Source organism: Pseudoxanthomonas sp. CF385, from assembly GCF_900104255.1.
Taxonomy (GTDB): domain Bacteria; phylum Pseudomonadota; class Gammaproteobacteria; order Xanthomonadales; family Xanthomonadaceae; genus Pseudoxanthomonas_A.
Genome location: NZ_FNKZ01000001.1, coordinates 520,725 through 542,951, shown reverse-complemented (window position 1 = coordinate 542,951; position 22,227 = coordinate 520,725). Strand labels below are relative to the sequence as shown.

Sequence of the window (22,227 nt, the reverse complement as noted above, 5' to 3'; positions counted from 1 at the left end):
CATCGTCATCTCAGTAGTGCACCACGCTGCGGATCGACTTGCCTTCATGCATCAGGTCGAAGGCCTCGTTGATGTCGTCCAGCGGCATGGTGTGGGTGACGAAGGGCGCGAGTTCGATGTCGCCCTTCATCGCGTCCTCGACCATGCCCGGCAGCTGCGAACGGCCCTTCACGCCGCCGAACGCCGTACCCATCCACTTGCGGCCGGTCACCAGCTGGAACGGCCGCGTGCCGATTTCCTGCCCGGCACCGGCCACGCCGATGATGACGCTCTGGCCCCAGCCGCGGTGCGCGCATTCCAGCGCCGCACGCATCACGTTGACGTTGCCGATGCATTCGAACGAGTGGTCGACTCCCCATCCGGTCATCTCGACGATGACCTGCTGGATCGGCTTGTCGTGGTCCTTCGGATTGACACAGTCGGTGGCGCCGAATTGCCGCGCCATCTCGAACTTGGACGGATTGGTGTCGATGGCGATGATGCGGCCGGCCTTCGCCTGGCGCGCACCCTGGATCACCGCCAGGCCGATGCCGCCCAGGCCGAACACGGCGACCGAATCGCCTGCCTGCACCTTGGCGGTGTTGTGCACGGCACCGATGCCGGTGGTGACGCCGCAGCCGAGCAGGCAGACGTGTTCCGGGTTGGCATCGGGGTTGATCTTCGCCAGCGAAACCTCGGCGACGACCGTGTATTCGCTGAAGGTCGAGCAGCCCATGTAGTGGTACAGCGGCTGGCCTTCGTAGGAGAAGCGCGAGGTGCCGTCCGGCATCACGCCCTTGCCCTGGGTGGCGCGCACGGAGGTGCAGAGATTGGTCTTGCCGCTCTTGCAGAACAGGCATTCGCCGCATTCGGCGGTGTAGAGCGGGATGACGTGGTCGCCGGGTTTCACGCTGGTCACGCCCTCGCCCACTTCGACGACGATGCCGGCGCCTTCGTGCCCGAGCACGACCGGGAACAGGCCTTCGGGATCATCGCCGGACAGGGTGAACGCATCCGTGTGGCAGACGCCGGTGTGGGTGATCTTCACCAGCACCTCGCCCTTCTGCGGCGGGGCGACGTCGATCTCGACGATCTTCAGCGGTTCGCCCGCGGCGAAGGCGACGGCGGCACGGGATTTCATGGGAGGCACTCCTGCTGGCTTACTTGAGATAGGAACGGACCAGCGCGACGGCGGCATCGATGCCGGCCTCGCGCTGCGAAGGGGTGGACGCCGGATGCGCGAACTCTTCGCGCAGGTGGCTTTCGAGGACCTCCGACATCAGGCCATTGACGGCCCCGCGCACGGCCGCGAGCTGCTGCAGCACGGGCGCGCAGTCCGCGCCTTCCTCCAGCGCGCGCTCGAGCGCGTCCAACTGGCCGCGCATACGGCGCACGCGGGTCAGGGCCTTCTTCTTTTCGGCAGGGGAATGCGGCATGCCGGCGGCCCGGGTCGATAGTGGGGGGGAGTATACACGCATCCTGCCGTGAACCCGTTGGCCTCGTCATGCGTACGGACGCAGGACCCTCGGGCACGCCAACGCCGCGCGCAACCTCGCGGAGGCTGGCGGCGGCAGGGTGGGCGGGCGCGGCACCGACGGCGGCGCGCGGTCGGGCTTGCGCTAGTAGGCGAACTCGCGGAACACGCGGTCGATGTCGCCCTGCCAGGCGCCGTTGAACAGCGCGAGCTTGCGCTCAGCGGAGGTCTCGTTGGCTTCGACGATCTCCACCAGCGCATCGAGGAAGCCGGCTTCGTCCACGCCCTTGCCGTTGAGGCGCGCGCGACGCTGCAGGCCACCGATCGCGATCTTCACCGCTTCACGGGCGAGGTCGCGCACGGTGCCGCCGCGGAACGGGAGCTTCAGCGCGTGCTTCGGCACGCCGTCGCGCAACGCATGCCGCTCCGCCATCGAGAAATCCTTGACCAGGTCCCATGCCGCGTCGAGTGCGGCATCGTCGTACAGCAGGCCCACCCAGAACGCGGGCAGCGCGCAGATGCGGTTCCACGGACCGCTGTCGGCGCCGCGCATCTCCAGGAACTTCTTCATCCGCACTTCCGGGAAGGCGGTGGTCATGTGGTCGGACCAGTCGCGCAGCGTGGGCAGCGCGCCCGGGAGCACATCCAGCTCTCCGCGCAGGAATTTGCGGAACGACTTGCCGCTGGCGTCGTGGTAGATGCCGTCGCGGTAGGAGAAGTACATCGGCACGTCGAGCAGGTAGTCGACGTAGCGCTCGTAACCGAATCCGTCCTCGAACACGAAATCGAGCATGCCGGTGCGGTCGCCGTCGGTGTCGGTCCAGATGTGCGAGCGATAGCTCTGGTAGCCGTTCGGCTTGCCTTCGGTGAACGGCGAGTCGGCGAACAGCGCCGTGGCCACCGGTTGCAGCGCCAGCGACACGCGGAACTTCTTCACCATGTCCGCTTCGCTGGCGTAGTCGAGGTTGACCTGCACCGTGCAGGTGCGCGTCATCATGTCCAGGCCCAGCTGGCCGACCTTGGGCATGTACGACTTCATGATCTGGTAGCGGCCCTTGGGCATCCACGGCATCTCGTCGCGGCGCCACTTGGGCTGGAAGCCCATGCCGAGGAAGCCGAGCTGCAGTTCGTCGGCGACCTGCTTCACTTCCTTCAGGTGCGTGCCCACTTCCACACAGGTTTCGTGGAGGGTTTCCAGCGCCGCGCCCGACAGTTCCAGTTGCCCGGCCGGCTCCAGGGTCACCGACGCGCCGTCCTTCGACAATGCGATCACGCGCCCCTTCTCTTCGATGGCCTCCCAACCGAAGCGGGTGAGCCCCTTCAGCAAGGCCTCGATGCCACGGTCGCCATCGAAGGTCGGCGGACGCAGGTCGTCGAGGCGGAAACCGAACTTCTCGTGCTCGGTGCCGATGCGCCAGTCGGCGCGCGGCTTCTCGCCCGACGCGACGTAGGTCACCAGCTGCGCGCGGTCGGTGATGGGCGTATCGGCGACGTGGCTGGGGCTGGACAAGGGCGGGACTCGCGGAAGGGAAGACGCAATGTCGGGCCAGGGCCCTCCATTGCAAGGCCGGCACTATAACGTGACCGTGCGCACGCGATCGTCGCCATGGGAACGCCGCAGCGTCCCATCCATGCATGCGAAGCCTCCGCGCCGCGTGCGCAGGCGGTCGATGCCGGGATGCGATGGAGAAGGCGGCCGCAGTGAGGGACCGCCTGCCGGCGGCCTAGAGTCCCAGCCAGCCCGACACGACGGCGCGGGCTTCTTCCACGCCCTGCTTCGACTCGGCCGAGAACGTCTGCACGCTGACGGTGTCGCCGAACGCGGAGAACAGCTCCTTCTTCACCGCCTGCAGTGCGTTGCCCTGCTGGCCGCGACCCAGCTTGTCGGCCTTGGTCAGCAGGGCGTGCGCCGGCAGGCCGCGCTGGACGGCGTAGCCGAGCATCTGCCGGTCGTAGTCCTTCAGCGGATGGCGGATGTCCATCACCACCACCAGGCCCTTCAACGCTTCGCGGGTGCGGAAGTAGCGGTCGATGAAGGCCTGCCAATGCGCCTGCAGGTCCTGCGGCACCTTGGCGTAGCCATACCCGGGCAGGTCGACCAGGTAGCGTTCGGGCTGGACCTGGAAGAACACCAACTGCTGGGTGCGCCCGGGGGTCTTGGACACCCGCGCCAGGCGGTTGTGGTTGACCAGCGCATTGAGCCCGCTGGATTTGCCGGCGTTGGAGCGGCCGGCGAAGGCGACCTCGAACCCGCCATCCTCCGGCAACTGGCGCGGGGTGTGGGCGGAAAGCAGGTAAGTGGCGGAATTCAGGGGGTTCGACATGCCGATAGGATCGCACGAGGGCGGGCCGGTTACCGCCTGAATTGACCGGAAGCGGCCGCCGCGACGATAATTCGCGGGTTTCGCGGCTGCCTCACGCGCCGCATCAGTCAAGGGTTTCGGAGCTTTAGCATGCGCCACGCTCGCGTTATGGGACTTGCCGGACTGGCCGTATTGGCCGTGGGCGCAGTCGCTTTTGCACAGACCACGGTGGTCCCGGTGCCGGACAATGCACCGGTGGAGACCGCTCCGCTGGACGTCAACCTCGCCAAGACCACCTGGGGCGACGCCAAGGCCGGCCAGACCAAGGCGGCCGCCTGCGCGGCCTGCCACGGCGCCGACGGCAACCCCAGCGATCCGCAGTACCCGCGCCTGGCGGGCCAGAGCGAGCGTTATGTCGCCCAGCAGCTGGCGCTGTTCGCCTCGGGCGAGCGCAATACCGGCATGGCCGCGGTCATGATCCCGTTCGCCCAGACCCTCAACGCGCAGGACATGCGCGACGTGGGTGCCTACTTCGCCACCCAGAAGTCGGGCGCCGGCCTGGCCGACGACAGTGTCGTCGCCAGCGGCACCTACGAAGGCATGAAGTTCTACGAAGTCGGCCAGCAGCTCTACCGCAACGGCGACGCCAAGCGCGGCGTGCCCGCCTGCCTGGCCTGCCACGGCCCGACCGGCGCCGGCAACCCGGGCCCGGCTTATCCGCACATCGGCGGCCAGATGCAGGACTACACCGTGCGCCGCCTGACCGAATACAAGGCCGGCACGACCACGCTGAAGGATCCGGCCCACTTCAACATCATGGCCCAGGTGGCCGGCCCGCTGACCGAGCAGGAAATCCAGGCGCTGGCCAGCTACCTGCAGGGCCTGCACGCCCGCGCCGACGACCTCGCGGCGGCCAAGGCCGGCAACAAGTAATCCCCGGCTTCCGCCGCCCGCTGCGGCCGGAAGTGCAAGCTCCTGTTCATCGCGCCGGCCCCACCATGGCCGGCGTTTCTTTTTCCGCGCCCCGCACCGCGCCGGGGCCCGTCCGAAGCTGGAGAGTCCCGATGGCGTCCCGTCTGCTGCCCGTCCTCATCACCCTGCTGGCCCTGATGCCCGCCGTCGCCCTGGCGGCCCCGCCGGCCCCCGCGCCGCTGGTCGAGGGTGAGGATTACGTGGTGATCGAGAACGGCACGCCGTACGCCCCGCTCAACGGGAAGGTCGAAGTGGTGGAGGTGTTCGGCTACACCTGCGTGCACTGCGCCCATTTCGAGCCGACGCTCGCGGCCTGGAAGAAGACCCTGCCCAAGCACGTGCGCCTGACCCCGGTGCCGGCGGCCTTCGGGGGTTACTGGATCCCCTATGCCCGCGCCTTCTTCGCCGCCCGCCAGCTTGGCGTGCAGGAGCGCACGCACCAGGCCGTGTTCGACGCCCTGCACAAGACCGGTGCCCTGCCCATCCAGAACGCCTCCGCCGACGAGATCGCCACGTTCTACGCCAGCCAAGGCGTGGACCGCGCCAAGTTCAGCGCCGCGCTGCGGGGCGAACAGGTCGACCAGCAACTCGCCCGGGCGCGCGAATGGGCGGCGGCCGCCGGCGTCGAAGGCACGCCGAGCATCATCGTCAACGGCAAGTACCGCGTGATCGGCGGCCGCACCTACGGCGACATGCTGAAGATCGTCGACCGCCTGATCGCACGCGAGCGCCCCCGCAAGTGATGACGCCGTCATGGCAGCCCCACAGGGGCCCATGCAGAATGTGATGTCCCCGCCCTTCGTGGCCACCCCTTTTCCCGATACGTTGGAGTCCGCGCGATGAAATCCCGCCACGTCCTGATGTTGTCCCTGCTGCTGCCGGTGCTGGCGGCCTGCGGACCCAAGCCCTCCACCGACACGACGCCGACGGGCGAGGCCGCGACACCCGCGGCCCCCGCCGTCGAGACGGCGCCGGCCGCCGAAGCTGCGCCGGCGGCCGATGCGACCGCGACGCCGGCCGACCCTGCGACGGCAGCGACCGCCACGGCCGAAGGCGCGGCCGCCCCCAACACCAATCCGGTGGTTCCGCCCCAGGGCCCGCCCCCGGTGGCCGGCAAGGACTACGTCGAGATCCCGAATGGCCAGCCCTATGCGCCGCTCAACGGCCAGGTCGAAGTGGTCGAGGTGTTCGGCTACGTCTGCCCGGCCTGCGCGCGCTTCGCGCCCGACGTGGCGTCGTGGAAGAAGCGGCAGCCCGCCGACGTGCGCGTGAGCTACGTGCCCGTGGTCTTCGGTGACGTGTGGGCGCCTTACGGCAAGGCGTTCTATGCGGCGCAGGCCAAGGGCCTGGTGGACAAGACCCACGATGCCATGTTCGCCGCCATCCACCTGCAGCGCACGCTGCCGGGCGAAGGCAAGCCGCCGGCGGACCCGGCGCAGATCGCCCAGTGGTACGCCGGCTACGGCGTCGACGCGAAGGAATTCGCGTCGCTGATGAACAGCTTCGGCACCAACGCCCAGATCGCCCGCGGCATGCAGTTCGCCAGGAACAGCGGCGTCGAAGGCACGCCGACCATCGTGGTCAACGGCAAGTACCGCGTGACCGGCGGCCAGACGTACGCCGACGTGCTGCGCATCACCGACCACCTGGTCGCGATGGAGCGCGCCAAGCGCTGAGCCCGGCGGAAGCCCCCACTTCCATGACCGACACCGCTTCCTCCGCCGCGCGCCGGCTGCGCGTGCTGAGCGCCAACATCCAGGCAGGCTCGAGCACGCGCCGCTACAGCGACTACGTGACCCGCAGCTGGTCGCATGCGTTGCCGGCAGGCAACAAGCGCGGCAGCCTGGACCTGATCGCGCAGCTCGCCGGCGAGCACGACATCGTCGGCCTGCAGGAGGCGGACCCCGGCAGCCTGCGCTCGGGCTTCACCAACCAGACGCATTACCTGGCCGAGCGCGCCGGCTTCGACTACTGGACGCACCAGCCGAACCGCAACGTGGCGCGCGTGGCCGGCAGCGCCAATGGCCTGCTGAGCAAGCTCGAGCCGGTGGAAGTGAGCGACCACAGCCTGCCGGGCCGCATCAGCGGCCGCGGCGTGCTGGTGGCGCGCTTCGGCGAGGGCGACGAGGGCCTGACGGTCGCCGTCGCCCACCTGTCGCTCGGCGCCAATTCGCGGCGCTCGCAGCTGGCCTTCATCGGCGAGTTGTTGTCGGGCCATCCGCACGCCGTGCTGATGGGCGACTTCAACTGCATGCCCGACACCCCGGAAATGGAGCTGCTCTACAAGCGCACGCGCCTGCGTCCGCCGTCGGTGTGCGTGCCCACGTTCCCCAGCTGGCGCCCGCAACGCGCCATCGACCACATCCTGGTCAGCGACGGTCTCCGCGCCGACAACGCGCGCGCGATGCCTGCCGCCAATTCGGATCACCTGGCGCTGGCGATGGACATCGACGTGCCGGACGCCGCGCTGCGCTGAAGACGATCCGACCGGGCGAGGACGCCCCGCGCCTGGCGCGGGGCGCAAGTGGCGTCAGAAACGCAGGTTCGCCCGCACGTAGAAGAACCGACCACCCGGAATGTCGTAGGTGGACGCTTCGTAGCCGTTGAGCGAGCACGAGGTGCAGACCGGCGGATCTTCGTCGAACAGGTTGTTGACGCCAGCGGTCAGCTGCAGGCCCTTGAACCACGCGAATTCGTAGCCCAGCTGCAGATCGTGGTACGTCGTCGCCCCGAGCGTATTGGTGGTGCCGGTGGAACAGAACACGTCGGGCTCGGCGGCCAGGCAGGCCTCCTCCATCTCCGACAGGTGGCGGATACTCCACGCGGCGGTCCATTCGCCGCGCGTCCAGTCCAGCGTCGCGGTGGAGGTCCACTCCGGAATGGCCGAGTCGTTGACGACGAGGCCCGGCCCCTGCGGCTGCAGCTGGCCACCCGCACCGCGCGCCTCGTAACGGGTCACGAAGGTGTTCTGCCAGCTCAGCTTGAAGCGCCCGATGCGCGTTTCCGGCAGCGTCCAGAACACGTCGGCATCCCAGCCGTCGGTCTTGATCGAACCGAGGTTGATCAGGAAGTTCGCGAACGTCTCGATCTCACCGGAGGCCAGGCGGTTGATGCCGGTGCAGTACTGCGGATCCTGCGTGGTCGCGCACAGGTCGAGCTGGGTCTGCGCATCGATGGCCTGGACGGCGCCTTCGAGGTCGTGCCGGTAGTACGTGACCTCGATGTCGAACTTGTCCGACCACGCCACGTTTTCGCCGAACGACGGACTGAACACGAGGCCTGCGCTGAAGCTGCGCGCCGTCTCCGGCTTCAACGCCGGATTGCCGCCGGTCAGCACCGGGATCTGCGGATCGTTCTGGCGCGCGCCCACGGGGACGCCGGGGCACGCGACCGGCGCCACCGATCCGGCGGGCGCACCGGCGGGCACGAGGCAGGGGTCTTCCAGCAAGGCGTCGAACCGGCTCTGCGAGCCGTACAGTTCGCCGATCGACGGCGCGCGGAACCCTTCCGCGTAGGTCGCGCGCAGCAGCAGGTCTTCCGCCACCTGCCAGCGCAGGCCGTACTTCGGCGTGAACTCGCCACCGAAGGTGGAATAGTCCGAGTACCGCCCGGCCAGACTCAGGTCGAACTTGCCCGGCCCGTCCTGCTCTGCGTACAGCGGCACGTTCAATTCCAGGTAGGCCTCGTTGACGTCGTACTCGCCCGATGTCGGCAGCGACGGCACGCCGTTGTATTCGCCCGCGACGGTCTGGGGGTCGGGGTTGTAGCTGCCTTCGTACTTGCGGTACTCGTAGCCGGCCGCGAACTCGATATCGCCTGCCCAGCCGGGGAACAGCGCGCCGCTGAGGTTCGCGGTCACCTGCGTCAGCTTCTGCTCGCTGCGGTCGCGGAACAGCGGGCTGATGTAGGAAAGCATCGCCGGCGTGATGGTGTCGAAACCGAAGATGTCCAGGGGCGTGCAGCCGGCGGTCGCCGCGCAGACCGCCGGATCGCCCAGCGCGAGCGCGATGTTGCGCGCGTTGTAACTGCCGTGGTTGAGCTGCTCGGCCTCGTTCTTCCCCTGCGCGGCGTTGATGTCCCAGAAGAACTGCCGCTCGCCGCCGAACGAGCCCTCGAGACCCACGGCGACATAGCGCGTATCGACCTCCTGCTCGAAGATGCGCGGCCCGCCTTCGTACGGGCGGCGTCGGAAGCTGAGCAGATTGCCGCCGGTATTGCCGTCGAGGGCGAAACCGAACGGATTGAACGGATGGTTGGCGGGAATCACCACGTTGGCCGTGTAGGTGCTGCCCGCGCCCGGCCCCAGGTCGATCGGTTCCGGGGCTGCGCGGTTGGTGGACTCGCGCCGGTTGTACAGCGCCTTCGCATAGAAGTTCAGCTGCTCGTTGACGGCGAACCGGTACTGGCCGAATACGCCCACCCGCTCGGAGGGCGTGATCACCATGTTGAACGGCGCGTAGTTGTACGCCTCGGTGCCGAGGTCGAGGCAGTGGAAGCCGTCGGTACGCGGAACGCCCGAGGCGCAATCCGGCAGGTTGGGCGTGTACGTGGGATTGGTCTGCCCTGCGTTCGAAGTAAGCAGGTACTCCACGCCGTTCGGATCGCGGAACCGGAAGAAGCCGCCGGGAACGCGCGAGCTTCCTCCCTGGATGGGAATCGCCGAGATCGCCCGGTCGGCCGAACTCACTTCCTCCTGCTTGGTGTAGCTGAGGCTGAGGAACAGGTTGCTGCGGTCGTTGTCGAAGCCCCATGCCAGGTCCGCGCCGGACAGTTCGCCGTCGCCCTCGCCGTACTCGCCATAGTGCAGGGTGACCTGGCCACCGTCGAAGTTCCGCCGGGTGATGATGTTGACCACGCCTGCGATGGCGTCGGAGCCGTACAGCGACGAGGCGCCGTCTTCCAGCACCTCGATGCGGTCCACCAGCGCGAGCGGAATGGTGTTGAGGTCCACCGCCGCGCTGACGCCCGACGCCGAGGATTCGTTGACCCAGCGCATGCCGTCGACCAGCACCAGTACACGCTTCGGACCGAGGTTGCGCAGGTCCACCTGCGCGGAGCCCGCGCCCACGCCGTCGCCGTTGGGCGAGAAGCCGAAATTGCCGGACGAATTGAACTTGGTGTTGAGCGCGGAACCGGAGCCGGTGAGCTCCTGCAGGATGTCGCCGATGGAGGTGAGGCCGGTGCGTTCGATCTCCTCGCGCGACAGCGTCTGCACGGGTACCCGGCCCTCCATTTCGGCGCGCTTGATGCGGCTGCCGGTCACCGTCACGGTGTCGAGGGTCGTCGCGTCCTGAGCCAGGGCGACAGCAGGCAAGGCACACAGCATGGCAACGTGGATGGCCGAAGCCAGTCTTTGGCGGCGCGCTTTCATGGGCTTTCTCTCCGGGTAGGGGTCCCGCCTCACGGCCGATGCCTGAAGCGGCGTGCCTTCCCTTGTAGGTAATCGCCAACCACCTAACAACAGCAGAAAGTCACCGTTCCGAGAGAGGGTAATCTCCGTTTTGTTCGAGTGAATGCATTTACTCGCGAGTTTCTACACACGCTTATCACGATACTTAACGAGTAAATGGATGGACGCGCGCTTCCTCAGCCGCTGGCCAGGATCGCAATGCCCATGACGACCATGAAGGCGGCGAAGACGCGTTTGAGCGCGCTGCCACCGATCCGGTGCGCGAGCCGCGTACCCCAGGGCGCAGCCAGCACCGACGCGATCGCCACGCCGATGGCGGCCGGCAGGTAGATGTAGCCCACCGCATGCTCCGGCAAGGCGCCGGGCGGTGCGTGCATCGCGTAGCCCGCAGCACTCGCGATGCCGATCGCCACGCCGCACGCACTCGACGTACCCACGGCACGCACCGGCTGCACGCCGCGCGACACCAGCAGCGGCACGGTCATGCTGCCGCCGCCGATACCGACGACGGCCGACACTGCGCCGACCACCGATCCGGCGGCACTCATCCAGGGGCCGCGCGGCGCGGGCACGCCCCGGCCTTCCGGATGCGCCCGCCCGCCCAGGAGCATCTGCGCACCGGCGATGAAGCAGTAGCCCGCGACGATCCAGCGCAGCACCTTGTCGTCGAGGTGCACCGCCAGCCCGCTGCCCAGCCAGCCGCCGAGCAGCAGGCCCGGCACCATCCACGCCACGGTCGGCCACAACACGCTGCCGCGGCGGTGATGCGCATAGGCCGACGAGGTCGCGGTCAGCACGATGCTCGCCAGAGAACTGGCGAGCGCGGCATGCATCGCCGCGTCTTTCGGCACGCCGTGCAACGGCAGGATCCACGCCAGCGCGCCGACCAGCACCAGGCCGCCACCGATCCCCAGCAACCCAGCCAACACACCGGCCAGCACACCCAACAACGGGAACATCCACACGCCTTCCACTCGATCGCACTCCTCGCCGTGCCTGTCTACAGGGACGTTCAGCCGGCATCGGTATAGTCCCGGCATGGTCCGCATTTCCCAATTCATCGTACTCGCTGCGGCGCTCGGCACGGGCATGTCGCGCGACGCGCGCGCGCAGACGGCCGACCCCCAGCGCGCCCAGGTCATGGCCGCGCTGGAAGCCGCAGACGCCGGCCGTCTCGATCCCGCGCAGTCGGCCGCGCTCGTGCGCCATCCGTTGTACGGCTGGATCGAGTTCGCCACGCTGCGCCGCGACCCCGACCTGATCACCACGACGCAGGCGCAGGATTTCCTGCGGCGCTACGACGGGCAGGTGGTGGCCTCGCAGCTGCGTGCGCTGTGGTTGGCGGCGTTGGCGCGCCGCCAGGACTGGCCGACCTTCCTCGCGGCGTGGAAGCCCACCGAAAGCACCGCACTGCAGTGCGCCCATCTCACCGCGCGCCAGGCCACCGGCCGCACCGATGCGGCCTGGACGGAGCAGGCGCAGGCGCTGTGGCGCAAGGGTGCGAAATCGTTGCCCGACGGCTGCGATCCCGTGTTCGCCGTGCTGGCCGGCCAGGGCGGGCTTCCCCCCGCACTGAGGTGGGAGCGGATCGAAGCCGCGGCAGCAGAACGCCAGACCGGCGTGATGCGCAGCGCCGCGCGTGGCCTGCCCGCCGACGAAGCGGCGCTGGCCAACGACTATGCCGCCTTCATCGACGCCGTCCATACGCGCGCGCTCACCTGGCCGAAGACGGACCGCAGCCGTCGCATGGCCGCGCAGGGTCTGGCGAAACTCGCGCAGAACGACCCCGACGCCGCCGAGCGCCTGTTGCCGCAGTACGCCGACGCGCTGGGCCTGGGCGAAGCCGAACGCGGGCAGGTGCTGTACCAGGTCGCGCTGTGGACGGTGGCTTCGTACGGTCCCGACTCGGCGCGTCGCCTGGGCAACGTCCCGGAGTCCGCATACGACGAGCGCCTGCACGAGTGGCGCGTGCGCGAGGCGCTGTCGCGCGGCGACTGGCCTGCTGCCCTGGCTGCCCTGCGGAAGATGCCGGCCTCGCAACGCGAGGATTCGCGCTGGCGTTACTTCGAGGCGCGCATGGCGGAGAAGGCCGGCGATGGCGCCACTGCCCAACGCCTGTTCCGCGAGAACGCAGGCAGCCCGACATTCCACGGCTTTCTCGCCGCGGACCGCGTCAATCAGCCCTATGCGCTGTGCGCCTGGATACCGAACGATCCGGCGCCCGCGAAGCAGGCCATCGCCCGCGACCCCGCGATCGTGCGCGCGATGGCGTTGTGGCAACTCGATCGGCCGGGCTGGGCGACCGCGGAATGGAACGACGCGCTGTCGCGCTTCGACGACACCCAGCGGCGCATCGCGGTGGAGGTCGCCCGCGACAACGGCTGGTTCGACCGTGCGGTGTTCTCGCTGGGCAGCGTGCGTGGCGAGAGCCGGCCGGACGAACAGCGGCTGTACGAATTGCGGTTCCCGCTGCACCACGGCGACACCATCCGCCGCGAGGCGGCCAAGCATGCGATCGATCCGGCCTGGGTGGCCGCCGAGATCCGCGCGGAGAGCATCTTCAATCCCAAGGCCCGCTCCGGGGCCAATGCCATGGGCCTGATGCAGGTGCTGCCCGGCACCGGCGCGGGCGTGGCCAAGCGGCTGGGCATTCCCTATGCGGGCGCGTCGAGCCTGTACGACTCGGACACCAACATCGCCATCGGCACCGCCTACCTGCGCGAGATGGAAGACAAGTACGGCGTGCCCTATGTCGCCATCGCCGCGTACAACGCCGGGCCCGCGCCGACCGCCCGCTGGCAGGCGCAGCGCCCGGGTTTCGATCCCGACATCTGGATCGAGACCATCAGCTACAAGGAGACGCGCGAGTATGTCGCGCGCGTGCTGGCTTTCAGTGTGATCTACGACTGGCGCCTCAATGGCACTGCGCTGCCGGTGACCGATCGGATGATGGGCCGCGTGCAGGCGAAGCGGAAAGCGTTCGCCTGCCCGACCGCACAGATGCCGAAGAGCTGACAGCGGCCGGCGCCGCTATCATGGCGGCATGAAGACCTATCTCGTCGGCGGCGCGATACGCGACCGGTTGCTGGGCCTGCCGCCCGGCGACCGCGACTGGGTCGTCGTGGGCGCGACCCAGGCGGAGATGGAGGCACAGGGGTTCAAGGCGGTGGGCCGCGACTTCCCGGTCTTCCTGCACCCCGACACCGGCGAGGAACATGCGCTCGCGCGCACCGAACGCAAGAGCGGACGCGGCTACCGTGGTTTCGTCGTCGATGCCGATCCTTCGGTGACGCTCGAAGAGGACCTGCAGCGACGCGACTTCACCGTCAATGCGATCGCCCAGGCCGATGACGGCGTGCTCGTCGACCCGTACGGCGGTGCGCGCGACATCGAGGCCCGTGTGCTGCGCCACGTGGGCCCGGCGTTCGTCGAAGATCCGCTGCGCGTGCTGCGCGCAGCCCGCTTCATGGCGCGCTTCGCCTCCCTGGGCTTCACCGTCGCACCGGAGACGATGGCGTTGATGCGCACTATGGTCGACAGCGGCGAGCTCGACGCCCTGGTGCCCGAGCGCGTCTGGCAGGAGCTGCGCCGCGCGCTGGCGTCCGCGCAGCCCTCGGCCTTCCTGTCCACCCTGCACGACTGCGGCGCACTGGCGGTGGTCCTGCCTGAAGTGGAAGCGCTGTATGGCGTGCCGCAACGTGCGGAGTACCACCCCGAGATCGACACCGGTGTGCACCAGCAGATGGTCAGCGACATGGCCGCGCGCCTTGCGCCCGGTGACGCGTTGATCGGTTTCGCTGCGCTCGTGCACGACCTGGGCAAGGCGCTGACCCCGGCCGACGTGCTGCCCAAACATATCGGCCATGAACATGCCGGCGTGAAACCGGTGATGGCCCTGTGCGAGCGGTTGAAGGTGCCGGTGGACCACCGCGACCTGGCGGTCATGGCCTGCCGTGAGCACCTCAACGTGCACCGGCTCGACGAACTGCGCGATGCCACGGTGGTGGAACTGCTGACCCGCTGCGATGCCTTCCGTCGTCCCGAGCGCATTCCGTGGCTGGCCACGGTCTGCGAGGCGGACAAGCGCGGCCGCGGCGGCAACGAGGACGCCGACTACCCGCAGGGGCGCTCGCTGGTGCGGTTGCATGCCGCTGCATTGCAGGTCGGTGCGCGCGACGTGGTGCGCGACGGAATGAGCGGCCCCGAGATCGGCGACGCCCTGCGCGAAGCCCGCGTGCGCGCCGTGCATGAGGCACGCCGGACCGGCTGACCGGCGACGATTCGCATTTACCGGACAGGGGTGAGAGGATCGCCGGCACGCGGAGGGGGCCGCGCGCACGCCACACCCACCGCGAGGACCCGACATGGAACGCACGCGCACGAACGCCGTCCTGCCCGTCTGCCTGGCATTCGCCAGTCTCTGGAGCCTGGACGCCCTGGCCGACGACACCCTCACCTGCGAGAGCCGCAACGACCGCTACCAGACCTGTCCGATCTCCCGGGCCGGCTACGTGACGCTGGAACGCCAGCTGTCGAGCACGTCGTGCCGGCAGGGACGCACCTGGGACTACAACCGCCGCGAGATCTGGGTGGACGACGGATGCCGCGCGACGTTCCGCGTGCACACCGGTTCGTCCGGCCACGACGACGACGACCACGATGCGAAGGTGGCGGCCGGCGTGCTGATCGGTGCGGCCATCCTCGGAGCCATCGCCCACAACGCGAACAAGAAGGACGACAAGTACGACGACACGCGTTACCAGGGCGCCCGGCACAGCTCTTATGTGCCCTCGTGGATGGTGGGTACCTTCGAGGGCTACAACACGGTCTACGACCGCGACGTCACCCTGACCATTGCCGATGACGGCCGCGCGACGGCACGTACCCGGGACCAGACCATCAACGGCTGGATCAACGACGGCCGCCTCAATGTCGGCGACACCGTCTTCGACATCGACCAGTCCCGCGAGGGACTGGTCACCTCGCAGGTCGGCGACCGCCAGAACGAGGTGCGTTACCGGCGGGTGCGCTGAGCGCCACGGCGCGGGCGGGTGCGATGCACCTGCCCGCCCACGTCACGGCACCGGACGGCAGCTCATCCTGTTGCCGAAGAAATCCACGCTCGCCTCGCCCTGGTGTTCCCAGTATTCGATTCCTGCGCGGCCGTACTTGGCGCCGCTTGCGGCAGGTTGCGGGAACACGATGGCCTGGTCGTTGCCCCACGTCATGACGGCCGCCTGCGGGTCGATGTCGTTGTAGTACGTCATCGTGAACGGCTGGGCATTGTCGCTGCAGCGGTACTCGACCGCTGTCGGCATGATCGTGCCGGGTGCCTGGATCGCCAGTTCGACCAGGCGTGTCCGGTAGGCGTCGAGCACGCACCGCCGCGCGCCGTCGCCCTCCTTCCAGCATGCGTCGCGTCCCTTCGCCCAGCCCCGCTCGACCGCAGAGTCCTTCTTCTCCGCCTCGGCATAGCGCTACGCGAGCTGGCGGTCCAGCGCGGCGAGCTCGGCGTCGCCGCAGACCAGTTTCTCCGCCTCCGATGCGGCCTTCGCGCAATCGAACGACGGCGGCACCGGGGCGGGCGTCTTCATGGTGGCGACCGGCGTCTCCACCGGCGCGGCTGGCGCGTCCGTCGGCGCGGCCACGGGCGGCGCGGGTGCCGTGCAGGCGCCCAGCAGCAGGAAGGTCGAGCACAGCAGCAGCGGTTTCATGGAACTCTCCGGCGGAACGCTGGCGCCACGCTAGCGCGGGGCGCGTAGGGCGGCGTCAACGCGAGAGGCGCAGCCGACTGATGGTGCCTCGACCGGGCGCGGATTGGATCGACAGCGTCCAGCCCAGGTGCTCGCACAGGCGGGCCAGCAGCTCCAGGCCGATGCCACCGCCGTCGCGGCTGCCGCCACGCGCCATCTGCGCATAGATGCGGCTGATGTCTTCCGGCGTCATGCCGTGGCCCGGATCCTCCAGCGTGACCGTGGCGTCGGCATCGAGGCGCACATGGATCTCGCCGCGGTCGCTGTTCTCGATCGCATTGCGCAGCAGGTTGCCGATCGCGGCCTGCACGATGTGCAGCGGCGCCGCCACGCTGCACGGCACCAGCGCGTCGACCACCACGGCCAGGTCCTTGCCCTGCATCAGATGCTGGTGGTCTTCGATGATGTCGGGCAGCAGTTCGTGAAGCAGGACCACCTCGTTGCTCCGCGACAGCCGTGCGGGATCTTTGGCCAGCGTCAGCAGCAACGCGATCAGGCGCTCGACGTCGCGCGCCGTGCGGTGGATTCGCTGCACCTGCTGGCGCGCGGGCGCCGGCAGGTCGGGCTGCTCCAGGGCCAGTTCGCCGGCGCCGGCGATGATGGCGATGGGCGTGCGCAACTCGTGGCTGGCGGTATCGATGAAGACGCGTTCGCGCTCGATGAACGCATCCTGGCGCCGCAGGTAGTCGTTCAGCGCGTTGGTGATGACATGCAGCTCGGAACTGGCGTCCTGCGTCACGACCACGCGCTGCCCGGTGTGATGGGGAGACAGTGCGGCGATGTCGCCGGCCAGATCGGACAAGGGTCGCAGCGCGTTCCGCACGCCCCGGGCGACCAGTATTCCGATGATCACCAGGACGACGAGCGCCAGACCGAGCGACCCGATGATCAGCGCGTCCTCGATGGTCTCGATGCCGGTGATGTCGCGCACGACGAAGTAGTCCACGGCGCCCACGCGCTGGACCAGCACCACGTTCTCGCGCCCGCCGAACCAGAAATCATCGTGTACGCCCTGCGGCAACATCGACAGGCCGGGCGGCGGCGGACGGCCCGGCACGTAGTACAGCCGCACCGCGTCGGTGTCCTGCCATCCGGCGCGCGGATCGTCGGCCTGCCGCTTCACGTGCTGGGCGATCTCGCGTTCCAGCAGCGACTTCCAGACCCTGTCTTCGAGAAAGTCGTCCGCGAACACCAGAAGGATGATGGCGGCCAGCAACACGGCGTAGCCACCCAGCAAGCGCCTGATCTGCGAGTGCAGGCTACGACGCTTTTCCATCTTCGTCCTCCCGATGCGGCACCGCCAACCGGTAGCCGGTGCGTGGCAGCGTGTGGATCAGCTTCACCGGGAAAGGCCCGTCCACACTGCGCCGCAGTTCGTAGATGTGGGAGCGCAGCATGTCGCCATCCGGCGGATGGTCGCCCCACAGCGCATGTTCCAGCTGCTGCCGGGTGACGGCGGCGGGGCTGGCCTGCATCAGGGCCTCCAGCAATTTGCGGCACGCCGGATACAGGTGCAGCGGCTGGCCGGCGCGGGTGGCCTCGAGCGTGGCGAGGTCGAGCCTGAGGTCGTGCACTTCCAGCATCTTGCGGCGCTGCCGGCCCTGCACGCGCGCCATCAGCGCTTCCAGCCGCACCTCCAGCTCCGGTAGCGCGAAGGGCTTGGTCAGGTAGTCGTCGGCGCCGGCGCGGAAACCGGCGATCTTGTCGGGCAGTTCGTCGCGCGCGGTCAGCATGATCACCGGCACGTCGGAGGCATGCTCCTCGCGCAGGCGGCGGAGCACCTCCGGCCCTTCCAGCCGCGGCAGCATCCAGTCGAGCACGATGGCATCGTAGACCTGGGTACTGGCCAGGTGCAGGCCGGTGATGCCGTCCGGCGCTGCATCGAGCGTGTGGCCGCGCGCCTCGAAGTAGTCGAAGAGGTTCGCCACCAGGCTCCGGTTGTCTTCGATGACCAGCAGCCGCATCAGCAGGGACTCGTGCAGGCGGGAAAGGGCCGGCAGCATCGCAGGCCGGATGTCGAAGCGCCGTCGGAGTTCCGACGATTCTCTTACGCCCCATGATCCACCATCATGCGTCCCGCTGCAGGCCACCGCGACCGCCGATGACCCCGATGCACCTCCGCAACGCGCCCCGTTGGCAGACCCCGCTGCTGCTCCTGCTGATGGTCTGGGCGTTGCTGGCCGGCCTGGGCCTGCGCGAGCCGATGCCGGCCGACGAGCCGCGCTTCGTGCTGGCGGCGCGCACGATGATCGAGACGGGGCAATGGCTGTTCCCGCACCGGGGCATCGAGCTGTATGCGGAAAAGCCGCCGGTCTTCATGTGGTTGCAGGCGGCGAGCTACGGGGTGGTGCGCAGCTGGCAGGTCGCGTTCCTGCTGCCGTCGCTGTTGGCCGCGCTGCTGACGTTGTGGCTGACCGGCGACCTGGCGCGCCGGCTGTGGGGGCGGCGCGCCGCGCCGTACGCGGTGTTCGGGCTGTTCGTCTGCCTGCAGTTCGCGTTGCAGGCCAAACGCGCGCAGATCGACATGGTGCTGGTCGGCATGACCACACTGTCGCTGTGGGCCCTGCTGCGCTATCTGCTGGAGAAGCCCAGTCCGTGGCTGCTCGCCCTGGGCACCTTCGCCGCCGGCCTGGGCACGGTGACGAAGGGCGTGGGTTTCCTTCCGCTGCTGGTCTTCGTGCCCTGGCTGTGGGTGCGGCTGAAGTCGCGGCAGGCGCTGCCGCCCCATCGCGGCCTGCATGCGCTGGCCGGCGTGGCCGGATTCATCGCCGGCGCGGGCGTGTGGCTGGTGCCGATGCTGTCGGTCGCACTGACCTCGGCCGACCCCGCGCTGCACACCTACGCACGCGAGATGCTGTTCAAGCAGACCGGCACCCGCTACGCCAATGCGTGGCACCACGTGAAGCCGGCCTGGTACTACCTGCAGACGATGCTGACGCTGTGGCTGCCCGGCGTGCTGCTGGCGCCGTGGCTGCTGCCGGCGTGGTGGCGACGGCTGAAGCGCGTGGATGCGCGCCATGCGCTGCTGCTGGGATGGGCACTGCTGGTGGTGGTGTTCTTCAGCGCGAGCCCCGGCAAGCGCGAGGTCTACATCTTCCCGATGCTGCCGGCATTGGCAGTGGCCGCCGCACCGTTGCTGCCCGCCCTGCTGCAGCGCCGTGCCGTGCGCGCGACGCTGTGGAGCTACATGGCCGTACTGGTCGTCGCGGCCGGCGCGCTCGGCACATGGCTGCTGGCCGCGCCGCCGGCGCGCCTGCAGTCGTTGGTCGAAGGCCGTGGCATGGACCTGGACACCGTGGCCCAGCTCGGACGCTGGTTCGTCGCGTTCGCCGCGGTCGCCCTGGTGGCGATGCTGGCGGTGGCCCGCGCCTCGCGGCATCGGGTCGTCGTCGCGCTGGTGACGGTCACCGCTGCGCTGTGGACGGCGTACGGCATGGGCTTCATGCCGGCTTTGAGCCCCGACAGTTCCGCGAAGGCGTTGATGCAGCGCGTGGGCCAGCGGATCGGGCCCGACGCCGAACTGGCCATGTTGGGCTGGCGCGAACAGCACCTGCTGCAGGCAGATCGCCCGGTCACCGACTTCGGCTTCAAGCAATCCTGGGTGGACCAGTGGCAGCACGCGCATGCGTGGCTGCTGGAAGCGCCCGAGCGACGCTGGCTGTTCCTGCGCAAGGAGGCCATCGGCCCCTGCCTCGATCCGGCGAAGGTGACCGACATCGGCGCATCGAACCGACGCGAATGGATCCTCGCGCCCGGCGCGGCCTGGATCGACGGTTGCGAGGTGCCCGCGAACTGGAACGCGGACGTCAGCGAAGACTGAACCCCGAACAACAGGAATGGCGCGCGTGACTCGCTCGCGCGCCAATTAACGGACTTCCGACGGGAGTCCGACCGCGCTACGACATGGCGACCACGAGCATGCGCGGACCCTCTTCCCGCGCCCGTCCTGCATGTCGGCTTCCTCGTCCCTGTTCCTTCCGTTTGCCCGCAGCGGAACCTCGCGGCGGTTCGTTGCCTCGATGCCATGGCTGGTGCTCGCGTGGTGGTGCGCGCGTCAGGTCGACCTGCACTGGGCTTCCTGGCTGTTCCACTGGGAAGGCGGTGCGTGGGCGCTCAAGCGCAGCGTCGTGCTGGAAACCCTGCTGCACCGGGGTGGACGACAACTGAGCCAACTCGCATGGACGGGGCTGCTCGTGGCCACGCTGTCGCGATGGCGCTCGCCCGCCGCCACGTGGACTCGGCCGGCCGCGCGCCTGTTGCTGGCGGTCTTCGCGTCCATCGCGTGCGTGGCGGCACTGAAGTCGCTGACGCACATGGATTGCCCATGGGACCTCGCGGGCCTGGGCGGGCAGCGACCCTATGTGGGGCTGTTCGAGGCGCGCCCGGCGTCGCTGGGGCCCGCGGCCTGCTTCCCGGCCGCGCATGCCGCAGGCGGCTACGCCTGGGTGGCGCTGTACTTCTTCTTCCTGCGCGTGGCGCCGCGCTGTCGCCTTGCCGGCCTGGGCATCGGCCTGCTCGCGGGTCTCGTCTTCGGTCTCGCGCAACAACTGCGCGGCGCGCATTTCCTCTCGCACGACGTCGCCAGCCTCACCATGTGCTGGGGGGTCGCCTGCGCGGTCGACGCGCTCTTCGGGGAACGCGGGGTGCGGGGAGGGGAGTCCCAGGCATGAACACCACCACGCTGCAAGAGACTCCGCTCTCGCGCTTCTGGCAACGCATACGCCCGATCGTGCTGGCGAGACCCCTGGTTGGTATCGAGTCCCTGATCCTCGGCGCCTGCCTGTATTTCAGCCTGTTCGCCAACGCCGTGTTCTGGCGTGCGGCCGTACCGCAGCCCCTGGCGCAGGGGACATGGGCGCTCTCGCTGTTCCTGCTCGTGACCGCCGTGCATGGCGTGTGGCTGTCGGTGCTGGTGTGGCGCCGCACGGCGCGCGTCGTCCTTTCGCTGCTCGTGGTCACGGCCGCGCTTGCCGGCCACTACATGGCGGCATACGGCATCTACATCGACGCCGACATGGTGCGCAACGTGCTGCACACCGACTGGCGCGAGGCCAGCGAGCTCGCCGGCGGCGACGTGCTGCTGTCGTTGCTCGCGGCGCTGCCCGCCTTGTTCGTGATCTGGCGCGTGCGCCTGCGCGAACGCACGTGGGCACGCACGCTGGGCCTGCGCGTCGCCCTGCTCGCCGGTATGGTCGCCATCGCACTGGCCGGCGTGCTGCCGGTCACCCAACCGCTCACCGCGTTCCTGCGCAACCAGCGCGAAGTCCGCTACCTGGTCACGCCCGCCAACGTGCTGGTGTCACTGGCGAAGGTGGTCAGCGAGGAGCCTCCCGGTCGCACCCGTGTGCAGCTGCCGATCGGCGAGGACGCCGTGCGGGCGCCCGGCGCCGGCATGCGCAAGCCGCGCCTGCTGGTGCTGGTGGTGGGCGAAACCGCCCGCGCCGCGAACTGGGGCCTCAACGGCTATGCGCGGCAGACGACGCCGGAACTGGCCCGCCGCGGCGTGTTGAACTTCCCGCATGTCACCGCCTGCGGCAGCAGTACCGAAGTCTCGCTGCCGTGCATGTTCTCGCCCTACGGACGCGCGCACTACGACGAACGGGCGATCCGCGGCCACCAGTCGGTGCTGCACGTGCTGCAGCGTGCCGGCGTGGCCACGCTGTGGCGCGACAACCAGGCCGGCTGCAAGGGCGTCTGCGCGGGCCTGCCGGTAGAGGACCTGCATGCGCGCCTCGATCCCGGTCTGTGCAACGGCACGCGCTGCCATGACGGCATCCTGCTGCAGGGCCTGGCAGACGCCGCACGCCGACGGGCGGGCGACCAGGTGATCGTCCTCCACATGCTGGGCAACCACGGGCCCACTTATTCCGAACGCTATCCCCCGGCCTTCCAGCGCTTCACGCCGGTATGCGAAACCTCGGATCTCGGCCGCTGCACCCGCGAACAGATCGTCAACGCCTACGACAACGCGCTCGGCTACACGGACCACGTGCTGGCCGGCGCGATCGACGAACTCGCCCGCCTGCCGGGCTACGACACCGCGCTGCTCTACGTGTCGGACCACGGCGAATCGCTGGGCGAGAAGGGCCTCTACCTGCACGGCATGCCCTATTCGATCGCGCCACGCGAACAGGTGGAGGTCCCGATGGTGGCCTGGTTCTCCGAGGGCTGGCGTGCATCGGCCGGGCTCGAGGCCGGCTGCCTGCGCCGGGTGGCCGCCGCACCGCACAGCCACGACGACCTCTTCCATACCCTGCTGGGGCTGACTGACGTGCGCACGGCCCTGTACCGGCCGGACCACGACATTTTCCTGACCTGTCGGCCCGGACAATAATC

The 22,227-nt window shown here is 69.0% G+C and carries 20 protein-coding genes; 10 read left to right on the top strand and 10 right to left on the bottom strand.

The genetic code is table 11. The features are described 5' to 3' along the window. Positions 1-10: 10 nt before the first annotated feature. The 4 genes from BLT45_RS02385 to yihA form a co-directional block, all read right to left on the bottom strand. Positions 11-1,120, bottom strand: a complete 1,110-nt coding sequence (locus BLT45_RS02385; protein ID WP_093294681.1) for an S-(hydroxymethyl)glutathione dehydrogenase/class III alcohol dehydrogenase — start codon at positions 1,118-1,120, stop codon at positions 11-13. Between the two features lie 19 nt (positions 1,121-1,139). After that, the gene (frmR, locus tag BLT45_RS02380; RefSeq protein ID WP_093294679.1) at positions 1,140-1,415 is read right to left on the bottom strand and encodes a formaldehyde-responsive transcriptional repressor FrmR; all 276 of its coding nucleotides are present in this window, start codon (positions 1,413-1,415) and stop codon (positions 1,140-1,142) included. Positions 1,416-1,598: 183 nt separating this feature from the next. After that, on the bottom strand, positions 1,599-2,963 hold the full coding sequence (locus BLT45_RS02375; RefSeq protein WP_093294676.1) for a glutamate--cysteine ligase: 1,365 nt from the start codon (positions 2,961-2,963) through the stop codon (positions 1,599-1,601). Between the two features lie 214 nt (positions 2,964-3,177). Then, positions 3,178-3,777, bottom strand: a complete 600-nt coding sequence (gene yihA / locus BLT45_RS02370) for a ribosome biogenesis GTP-binding protein YihA/YsxC (RefSeq protein WP_093294673.1) — start codon at positions 3,775-3,777, stop codon at positions 3,178-3,180. 129 nt (positions 3,778-3,906) lie between these two features. On the opposite strand from yihA, the gene BLT45_RS02365 reads away from it, so the two are divergent. The 4 genes from BLT45_RS02365 to BLT45_RS02350 all read left to right on the top strand — a co-directional run bounded on the left by BLT45_RS02365 (position 3,907) and on the right by BLT45_RS02350 (position 7,204). Further along, on the top strand, positions 3,907-4,689 hold the full coding sequence (locus BLT45_RS02365) for a c-type cytochrome (protein ID WP_093294670.1): 783 nt from the start codon (positions 3,907-3,909) through the stop codon (positions 4,687-4,689). A 131-nt stretch (positions 4,690-4,820) separates the two neighbouring features. After that, complete coding sequence (locus BLT45_RS02360; protein ID WP_093294667.1) at positions 4,821-5,471, top strand: thiol:disulfide interchange protein DsbA/DsbL; 651 nt, start codon at positions 4,821-4,823, stop codon at positions 5,469-5,471. 96 nt (positions 5,472-5,567) lie between these two features. Then, a complete protein-coding gene (locus BLT45_RS02355) occupies positions 5,568-6,404 on the top strand; it encodes a thiol:disulfide interchange protein DsbA/DsbL (RefSeq protein ID WP_093294664.1) in 837 nt (278 codons plus the stop codon). A 23-nt stretch (positions 6,405-6,427) separates the two neighbouring features. After that, on the top strand, positions 6,428-7,204 hold the full coding sequence (locus BLT45_RS02350; protein WP_093294661.1) for an endonuclease/exonuclease/phosphatase family protein: 777 nt from the start codon (positions 6,428-6,430) through the stop codon (positions 7,202-7,204). 54 nt (positions 7,205-7,258) lie between these two features. Here the strand turns inward: BLT45_RS02350 and BLT45_RS02345 are convergent, their stop codons facing one another. Together BLT45_RS02345 and BLT45_RS02340 are read right to left on the bottom strand one after the other, a co-directional pair. Further along, positions 7,259-10,054 carry a TonB-dependent receptor gene (locus BLT45_RS02345; RefSeq protein ID WP_254771832.1) on the bottom strand — a complete coding sequence of 932 codons (2,796 nt, stop codon included), beginning with the start codon at positions 10,052-10,054 and terminating at the stop codon, positions 7,259-7,261. Between the two features lie 260 nt (positions 10,055-10,314). Further along, positions 10,315-11,097: a sulfite exporter TauE/SafE family protein gene (locus BLT45_RS02340; protein ID WP_254771768.1), complete on the bottom strand. Its 783-nt coding sequence runs from the start codon at positions 11,095-11,097 to the stop codon at positions 10,315-10,317. A 130-nt stretch (positions 11,098-11,227) separates the two neighbouring features. Here BLT45_RS02340 and BLT45_RS02335 point away from each other — a divergent pair, with 130 nt between their 5' ends. The 3 genes from BLT45_RS02335 to BLT45_RS02325 all read left to right on the top strand — a co-directional run bounded on the left by BLT45_RS02335 (position 11,228) and on the right by BLT45_RS02325 (position 15,171). After that, entirely contained in the window at positions 11,228-13,153 is a 1,926-nt protein-coding gene (locus BLT45_RS02335; protein WP_254771831.1) for a transglycosylase SLT domain-containing protein, read from the top strand. A 28-nt stretch (positions 13,154-13,181) separates the two neighbouring features. Next, complete coding sequence (locus BLT45_RS02330; RefSeq protein WP_093294652.1) at positions 13,182-14,408, top strand: multifunctional CCA addition/repair protein; 1,227 nt, start codon at positions 13,182-13,184, stop codon at positions 14,406-14,408. Between the two features lie 94 nt (positions 14,409-14,502). Next, positions 14,503-15,171 carry a DUF3011 domain-containing protein gene (locus BLT45_RS02325; protein ID WP_093294649.1) on the top strand — a complete coding sequence of 223 codons (669 nt, stop codon included), beginning with the start codon at positions 14,503-14,505 and terminating at the stop codon, positions 15,169-15,171. A gap of 42 nt (positions 15,172-15,213) precedes the next feature. Here BLT45_RS02325 and BLT45_RS02320 read toward each other — a convergent pair whose 3' ends face one another. From BLT45_RS02320 to BLT45_RS02305, 4 genes are all read right to left on the bottom strand, one after another. Next, complete coding sequence (locus BLT45_RS02320) at positions 15,214-15,516, bottom strand: MliC family protein (protein WP_093294646.1); 303 nt, start codon at positions 15,514-15,516, stop codon at positions 15,214-15,216. Between the two features lie 99 nt (positions 15,517-15,615). Next, positions 15,616-15,852, bottom strand: a complete 237-nt coding sequence (locus tag BLT45_RS02315; protein WP_093294643.1) for a lysozyme inhibitor LprI family protein — start codon at positions 15,850-15,852, stop codon at positions 15,616-15,618. Between the two features lie 55 nt (positions 15,853-15,907). Continuing rightward, on the bottom strand, positions 15,908-17,167 hold the full coding sequence (locus tag BLT45_RS02310) for a sensor histidine kinase (RefSeq protein ID WP_093294640.1): 1,260 nt from the start codon (positions 17,165-17,167) through the stop codon (positions 15,908-15,910). After that, the gene (locus tag BLT45_RS02305) at positions 17,151-17,855 is read right to left on the bottom strand and encodes a response regulator transcription factor (protein WP_093298393.1); all 705 of its coding nucleotides are present in this window, start codon (positions 17,853-17,855) and stop codon (positions 17,151-17,153) included. Before BLT45_RS02305 ends, BLT45_RS02310 begins: the two co-directional genes overlap by 17 nt. 137 nt (positions 17,856-17,992) lie before the next feature. On the opposite strand from BLT45_RS02305, the gene BLT45_RS02300 reads away from it, so the two are divergent. From BLT45_RS02300 to BLT45_RS02290, 3 genes are all read left to right on the top strand, one after another. Beyond that, positions 17,993-19,711 (top strand): ArnT family glycosyltransferase, encoded by a 1,719-nt coding sequence (locus tag BLT45_RS02300; RefSeq protein WP_093294637.1) that lies wholly within the window; start codon positions 17,993-17,995, stop codon positions 19,709-19,711. Positions 19,712-19,841: 130 nt separating this feature from the next. Next, positions 19,842-20,561: a phosphatase PAP2 family protein gene (locus BLT45_RS02295; protein WP_139187872.1), complete on the top strand. Its 720-nt coding sequence runs from the start codon at positions 19,842-19,844 to the stop codon at positions 20,559-20,561. Then, positions 20,558-22,225 (top strand): phosphoethanolamine transferase, encoded by a 1,668-nt coding sequence (locus tag BLT45_RS02290; protein ID WP_093294631.1) that lies wholly within the window; start codon positions 20,558-20,560, stop codon positions 22,223-22,225. Before BLT45_RS02295 ends, BLT45_RS02290 begins: the two co-directional genes overlap by 4 nt. Positions 22,226-22,227: the final 2 nt, after the last annotated feature.